This is a genomic window from Alcanivorax sp. HI0044, assembly GCF_001634945.1.
The window spans coordinates 1-7,274 of sequence record NZ_LWEZ01001187.1 but is presented as its reverse complement, the minus strand read 5'-3'; the positions used below and the strand labels follow the sequence as shown (position 1 = coordinate 7,274).

Below are 7,274 nucleotides of genomic sequence, written 5' to 3'. Positions count from 1 at the left end.
ACTGGCAGAGAATCTGGCCAACGAAACTGGTGGCCCCAAAGACCACCACATCAAATTGTGAATCGCTCATGGAGACTCCTTGAAGAATCAGCGAAATGGATCAGCGCAATGGAAAGTCTGACTGTGTTCGTATCCTAAGCCATTGGGGGGCGGATACGTAACCGGTGAGACAGGACGTGTGCAGGGCAAAAAAGAACGCGCCCGCAAGAGCGGGCGCGGTAAAGGGGAAACCCGTTCAGGCGGCCTGTTGTGTCGGGGCGGATTCCTTGATGGCGTATTTGCGGATCAGGGCGGCTCGCCTGGCGGGATCGAAATTGATATTGGCAGCCTGGTAATCCGCCTTTTCCAGCAGGCGCTTATCCATCACCCGGAACCACAGCGGCGGGATGTAGCTGATCAGGAACATGCCGAAGTAACCGTTCGGGAGCGTGGGCAGGTCTTCGAAATGACGCAGGCTCTGGTAGCGCCGTGCCGGGTGGGCGTGGTGGTCGGAGTGACGTTGCAGGTGAAACGTAGCCCAGTTGGAAAACATGTGGTTGCTGTTCCAGCTGTGATGGGGCTGAGTCCGTTCATAGCGGCCATTGCCATCCTTGTGACGCAGCAGCCCATAGTGTTCCACATAATTGGCGGAGGTCAGCTGCAGGTAGGACCAGAGAGTGACGGCAGCAATAAAAGGCACCATTTTCCAGCCAAACAGGGCAATAACACTACCCCAGATCAACAGGCTCAGCAGGCCGGGTTGAAGAATGTCATTGTGCACGGACCATACCGGTTTGCCGGCTTTTTGCAGGCGCGCCTTTTCCAGCCGCTAGGCACGTTTGAAGGTGCCAGGGATTTCGCGGGCGGCAAACTTCCAGATATTTTCCCCCAGCCGCGACGAGGCAGGGTCTTCCGGGGTGGCCACGTCGCGGTGGTGGCCCTTGTTATGCTCAATGGGGAAGTGGCCGTAGCCCAGGGGCGCCAGAACCAGCTTTGCCAGCCAGCGCTCAATACGGGTTTTCTTGTGGCCCAGCTCGTGGCCCAGATTGAGCCCGGCGCCGCCGCAAATGGTGCCCGTCATCAGCACCATGGCGATGACGCCATGCAGGGGGAGAGTGTGAGTGCCCACAAACCACATGCCAAACAGGTAGGCGCCAAGCAGGATTGGCACCAGGGCATAGGTCATCCTGCGGTAGAAGTGATCCGCTTCCAGTTGCGGGACAACCTCCTCCGGTGGGTTGCTCTGGTCTTCACCGATCAGCATGTCCAGCACGGGAATGGTGAGGTAATAGAAGGCCAGCGGCAGCCACAGCAACAAGGCGTTGCCGGTGGTCATATACAGCAATGGGCCCAGGAATACGGTGCCTGGGACTAACAGGGATACCATCCACAGGTGACGCTTGCGATCCCGGTATTCGACCCCGGAGGGGCCGATAAATACGCTTGCCTTGTTCATAAGAGGCCTCGTTGTTGTGTGCAAGTTCATGTCTTGCTGCCATATTGCGCCGCTGTGCTGGGTAGCAGCACCGCAGGAGGTGGCAATAAATCGTCATAAAGTGACAGGTTAAACAGTGTGTTTCAGAGTAAGCTGGGTGGCATCCAGCGGGAGCGAGGGCGGTAGTGAAAAATGTGATGGTGGAGGAACACGGGGTATCCATGGTTGAACGGCTGCGTCCGGCCATTCACCCCACCTATAGCCGGTTGCTGTGTGCTCACCTCCATGGGCAGGGGTTTACCGATGCGGATATTTTTGCCGGCACCCGGCTGGAATGGCAGCAGCTGCTCAGCGAACACCGCTACCTCAGCCAGGAACAACTGACGCGGCTGATTCGCCGAGCCGTGGCGTTAACTGGCCAGCCCTGGATCGGGCTGCATATTGCCAATGCCACCTCGGTGTCAGCCCATGGTGCGCTCGGGTATGCCGTGGTTTCCGCCGCCGATCTGCGTGCTATGCATCAGGTGATTGCGCGTTTCGCCTCGATTCGCCTGCAGCTGACGGACCTGGCGTTTGTCGAGGAAGGCGGCGAGGGTCGCCTTATCATCACCGAGAGGCAGCCATTGGGCGAGGCCCGTGAGTTTCTTTACGGTGCCTTGCTGGGCACCTATTTTCAGATGATTGATGCGGTGCTGCCGCAACGTGGCCGGGATATTCGTGTGTCACTGCCACTGCCAGACGCCCAGTGGTCGCCGGAATATGAGCGGCTACTGGGTTGTGCGGTGCAGTTTGGCACGACACAGTTCGAGATCGTGATTGCCAGCCACCAGTTAGACAAACGTTGCCTGACCGCAGATCCGGCCATGCATCGCACTGCGTTGCGTGATTGCGAACATCAGCGCAAACAGCTGGAACAGGGTGGGCCGTTCAGTCAGCAGGTGGGACTGGTGTTGCTGGATCAGCCCGGCGCTTTCCCTTCACTGGAAACCATGGCGAGCGAATTCGCCATGTCACCGCGCACGCTGATTCGCAAACTCAAAGCGGAAGGGACGAGCTATCAGCAGTTGCTCGATGAGGTGCGCCGGGAATTGGCGTGCTGGCTGTTAATGGAAACGGCGGACCCGGTGGAACGCATTGCGGAACAGCTGGGGTACCAGGACACCTCCAACTTCAGTCGCACTTTCCGGCGCTGGTTCGGCATTACGCCGTTGGCCATGCGCCGGTCTCGGTCGTAATTCGAGACAAGCCTGTCAAGCTGCAAGAAACGTGCTATCCACGCTAAACAAAAAAATCCCTCCGGCTACAGGGGGGGGGAAGTCGCCGGAGGGTGTCCGTCAGTGTTGCTTGAGGACGAAATCGACTTTCTCGCGTACTGCACAGTCCGGGCAGGCCCAGTCGTTGGGGATTTGTAGCCAGCGGGTGCCGGGCGGGAACCCTTCGTTTTCATCGCCGTGTTGCTCGTCGTAGGTGTAGCCGCAGTTTGGGCACTGAAACTGGTGAGCCTTGTCGATGTCCTGTTCGGCCTGGCGCGCCGCCTCAACGCCATCTTGCTGCACATCGGGTTCAGAATCGGCGCTGCGATAACTCACCACCGGGCGTTGCCATTTTTTCAGTAGCGCGTCGCGTTTTCCCGGTTGTAGATTGGCCCGGGTCAGGTCGCCGTTGTAATGCTGATAGACCAGCGGGTCCATTTTTTGATACCAGACAAAAGGCAGGTAAGCGGGTATCAGCATGGATGCATAGCCGGAGGGCAGTTGCGGGCTGTCATCAAAATGGCGCAACGCCTGAAAGCGGCGGGTCGGGTTGGCATGATGATCGGAATGGCGCTGCAATTGATAGAGGAAAAGATTGGTGACGATGTGATTGCTGTTCCAGGAATGCCGGGGCTCACAGCGCTCGTAGCGACCGTCAGGTTTTTTCTGCCGAAGCAGCCCGTAATGTTCCATGTAATTAATCACTTCCAGCAGGGAGGCACCATAAAACGCCTGCAGAAGCAGAAACGGTAAAACCACCCAGCCCAGCCACAGCGTTAATAGTCCGAACAGGGCAACGGTCATTAGCCAGCTTTGCAGGTTTTCATTTTTCAGGGACCACAGTGGTTGGTCACAACGTTGCAGACGTTGCGCTTCAATTTGCCATGCGGATTTCACGCTACCGATCATGGTACGCGGCAGAAACGCCCAGAATGATTCGCCCATGCGCGAGCTGGCCGGATCCTCGGGGGTGGCCACGTTTTTGTGGTGCCCTTTGTTGTGCTCCACGAAAAAGTGCCCGTAGGCAACCGGGGCCAGAGTGATCTTGGCCAGCCAGCGTTCGGATCGGGTTTTCTTGTGGCCCAGTTCGTGGGCGGTATTGATGGCAATGCCGTTAACCGCGCCGACACTGAAGACCAGACCGACCAGGCCCCACAGTGGCACATCCCCGCTGGCCACCAGCCAGGCGCCCAGGATAGTGGCCAGATACTGGGTCGGGATGTAGGCATAAACAATCAGCCGGTAGTAGGTATCGCTTTCCAGCTGTGGGACGGCAGATTCCGGTGGATTGCTGGTGTCGGCCCCTACCACCCAATCGGCAAAGGGAATCAGACCGTACACGAGGAAAGGGCCGCCCCAGAGCAACCCGGGCCAGGGCCAGATAAACAGATAAATGAGAAGAAACGAAACAGCCAGCACGGGGATCGCCGGGCTGAGTAACCAAAGGTAACGTTTCCCGTCGTGCCAGTCAGGGAGTGTGGTGGTTGAGTCTGTTGATGCCATGGTGCCACCTTTGTTCTGCTTTTCGTTTAACGCTATACCCCTTATGGAATGGGGCCAAGTACTGCTTTGTATAGACTTGGAAACGGCCTGATGATTACTTTGGACGTAAAAATGCAAGGGCCATTCCGTGGATGCATGCTGCGTGACCTGGCGGATACGGGGCAGGCAGAAAAAGTCGGTTGCCTGTGGTTGTTGGCAATGGGATGGTGAACGGTAAAGGAACTCTTTACGTGATGATTTGACCGGCTGTTTAAGGGAGCGTTCTCATGGTTAGCCAGCACAAGCATGCCGAAAATAATGAACACACCGGTAATGATGTGGATGTCCTGATAATCGGTGCAGGGCTGTCGGGTATCGGCATGGCCTGTCATCTTGGCAAGGATTGCCCGGACCAGCGTTTTGCTATTGTTGAGCGGCGCAAGGCCATGGGAGGAACCTGGGATCTGTTCCGTTATCCGGGGATTCGTTCCGATTCTGATATGTTCAGTTTTGGCTATGGTTTTCGTCCCTGGAATGAATTGAAAGTGTTGGCCGACGGGCCCTCCATTCGTCATTATATTCATGAAACGGCGGACGCCTTTGGGGTCACAGAGCATATCCGCTATGGCCTGAAAACTACCTCGGCGGACTGGTCGGAAAAGGATCAGCGCTGGACAGTGACAGTAACCCATGAAGATAGTGGAGAAACCGAGACGTTCACCGCCCGGTTTATGGTTGGCTGCACCGGTTATTACAATTACGACAAGGGCTATTTACCTGATTTTCCAGGCATGGATCGCTTCAAGGGGCGCTGTGTCCATCCTCAACAATGGCCGGAGGATCTGGATTACAAGGATAAAAAAGTGGTGGTGATTGGTAGTGGTGCCACGGCCGTTACACTGGTTCCCTCCATGGCGGAGGAAACCGCTCATATCACCATGCTGCAGCGTTCACCTTCCTATATTTTTTCCATTCCCGGCCATGACAAATTATCCGAACTGCTGGATGCGGTGCTGCCTTCGGACTGGGTGTTTGGTATGGCACGGTGGCGCAATATCAAGCTGCAGCGCCTGATTTATAAAGCGTCAAAAAAATACCCGAAATTTATGCGCAAACTGCTGTTGTCCAACGTCAAGCGGCATGTGGGCGATGGCGTGGATATGGCCCATTTCAGCCCTTCTTATATGCCCTGGGACGAGCGCCTGTGCGCGGTGCCGGATGCGGATCTGTTCAAGGACCTGCGCGATGGCAAGGCGACCATTGTCACCGATCATATCGAGACCTTTACGGAAAATGGCATCCTGTTGAAATCCGGGCGGGAGCTGGAAGCGGACATTATTGTTACCGCCACCGGGCTGAATCTTCAGGTGCTTGGCGGCATGACGTTATCGGTTGATGGTGCGCCGCTGGATGTGAGTCAGCGCATGACTTACAAAGGCGTGCTGATGGAGGGAGTGCCCAACATGGCCTGGGTGTTCGGGTATACCAATGCGTCCTGGACGCTCAAGGCCGATCTGGCTGCTGCCTACGTGTGCCGGCTGCTCAATTATCTGCAAGAAAACCGGCTTGCTGTGGTGACGCCCCGGGCCGAATGCGCGCAATCGCAGCAGGACCATTCCATCATGGATGCGCTGGGGTCCGGTTATGTACAACGCGCCAGCCATTTGTTGCCTCGGCAGGGCCAGGGGCATCCGTGGAAAGTGATGAACCATTATGCCTATGACAGGCATATGCTGCTGGAAGAACCAGTGGAAGACGGGTTTCTGGCGTTTTCCTGAATGGTGAGCGTGCGAGTTTAGAAACCAAAAAATCACTCACGGCTTTGCCTTTCGCAAATCGAAACTCGTTGCTGCCTTTCACCCGCAACATTTTTTGAATTTCTTGCCGCTGCCACAGGGGCAGGGATCATTTCTGCCGGGCTTTAAGGTTGTTACCGAGGGGGTTCCGTCCAGGTAATACCAGTGGCCATTTTCCTTCACAAACCGCGAGCGTTCTTCCAGCACACCCAGGCCGTGACGGTCCTTGCTGGTGGCGCGAAAATGAACCCAGCCGGTATCGCCCTCTTCATCGCTGGCAATGATCGCCAGCGCCAGCCACTGCTGATCGTCATCCAAATCCAGCCCGGCAGGGCGTTGGCTCAGGTGCCAGCTCTGTGCAATGTAATCGGTATTTTTTAAGGCAAAGGCGCAAAACCGTGAGCGCATCAACGCTTCCGGTGACGCGGCGGGCTTGCCCTGATGCAGGGGTTGGCAACAGTGGGCGTAATCCAGGCCGGACTGGCAGGGGCAGGCAGTCATGGGGGTCTCCGCGGAAGCAATCAACAAAAGCGATCAAACAGGGCCAGCAGGTCCTGGCGTCGTTGAGGCAAATTCTCTCCCCTTGGGTCATTCAGTACCAGTGCATTCATGGCGCCATTGAGTAGCTCCGCGAGCCCTTCGGCGCTGCCAGCAAAGTGCAGGGCGCCTTCCGCCATGGCTTCGCGAATGCCCTCGCGCAACAGCGGGAAACTGTAACGCTCATCCAGGGCCCGCCAGCGTTGCTGACCCAGTACCGAGGGAGCTTCGACCACCAGGATGCGCCGCACATTGTCCCGGGCCATGAAATCCACCCAGGCCAGGCTGCCGGCCTTGAGGGTGGCCAGGCTGCCGCGTTGGCCGTCCACGGCTTTCTCAATGGCAGCCATGGCTTCCTGGCTGAGCAGATCACAGACCGCTTCGAACAGCTCTGCCTTGTTGCGGAAATGGTGATACATGGCGCCACGGGTGACCCCGGCGCCGGACAGAATGGTGTCCGTGCTGGTGTCGGCGTAGCCCTGTTCGGCAAACAGGTGGCGGGCGGCATTGATCAGGCAGCCGCGGGTCTGGGCGCGGCGCTGTGCATTGGTGGCCATGGTTTTCCTCTTTTGGTTGACAAACAGACTATCAGTTTGTTTTTATTTTCTCAAAGCAGACTGCCTGTCTGTTTTTTTACAAGGAGGTATCAGATGAAAATCAGCGACCGCTACCCCATCGTGGTCACCGACCACAAGGTGGCCTGCCGGGATTTCTGGCAGCGGCATTTCGGGCTGGATGTGCTGTTCGACAGCGACTGGTTTGTGCTGCTGGGCAATGAGCAGCAGGGCAGCG

The 7,274-nt window shown here is 57.0% G+C and carries 5 protein-coding genes and 1 pseudogene; 2 read left to right on the top strand and 4 right to left on the bottom strand.

Going from position 1 to position 7,274, the window contains the following annotated elements; all coding sequences use genetic code 11:
• Window positions 1–235 precede the first annotated feature (235 nt).
• A pseudogene (locus A3730_RS15895) lies at window positions 236–1,117 on the bottom strand (alkane 1-monooxygenase).
• 482 nt (window positions 1,118–1,599) lie between these two features.
• On the opposite strand from A3730_RS15895, the gene A3730_RS15890 reads away from it, so the two are divergent.
• On the top strand, window positions 1,600–2,649 hold the full coding sequence (locus A3730_RS15890; RefSeq protein ID WP_231880505.1) for an AraC family transcriptional regulator: 1,050 nt from the start codon (window positions 1,600–1,602) through the stop codon (window positions 2,647–2,649).
• A 99-nt stretch (window positions 2,650–2,748) separates the two neighbouring features.
• Here A3730_RS15890 and A3730_RS15885 read toward each other — a convergent pair whose 3' ends face one another.
• On the bottom strand, window positions 2,749–4,170 hold the full coding sequence (locus A3730_RS15885; RefSeq protein WP_063519051.1) for a fatty acid desaturase: 1,422 nt from the start codon (window positions 4,168–4,170) through the stop codon (window positions 2,749–2,751).
• Window positions 4,171–4,436: 266 nt separating this feature from the next.
• Between A3730_RS15885 and A3730_RS15880 the strand changes: the two genes are divergently transcribed.
• Window positions 4,437–5,927, top strand: coding sequence for an NAD(P)/FAD-dependent oxidoreductase (locus A3730_RS15880; RefSeq protein ID WP_063521393.1), 1,491 nt, complete (start codon window positions 4,437–4,439; stop codon window positions 5,925–5,927).
• A gap of 78 nt (window positions 5,928–6,005) precedes the next feature.
• Here A3730_RS15880 and A3730_RS15875 read toward each other — a convergent pair whose 3' ends face one another.
• Window positions 6,006–6,446 (bottom strand): YchJ family protein, encoded by a 441-nt coding sequence (locus A3730_RS15875; RefSeq protein WP_063521392.1) that lies wholly within the window; start codon window positions 6,444–6,446, stop codon window positions 6,006–6,008.
• Window positions 6,447–6,466: 20 nt separating this feature from the next.
• A complete protein-coding gene (locus tag A3730_RS15870; RefSeq protein ID WP_063521391.1) occupies window positions 6,467–7,039 on the bottom strand; it encodes a TetR/AcrR family transcriptional regulator in 573 nt (190 codons plus the stop codon).
• Window positions 7,040–7,274: the final 235 nt, after the last annotated feature.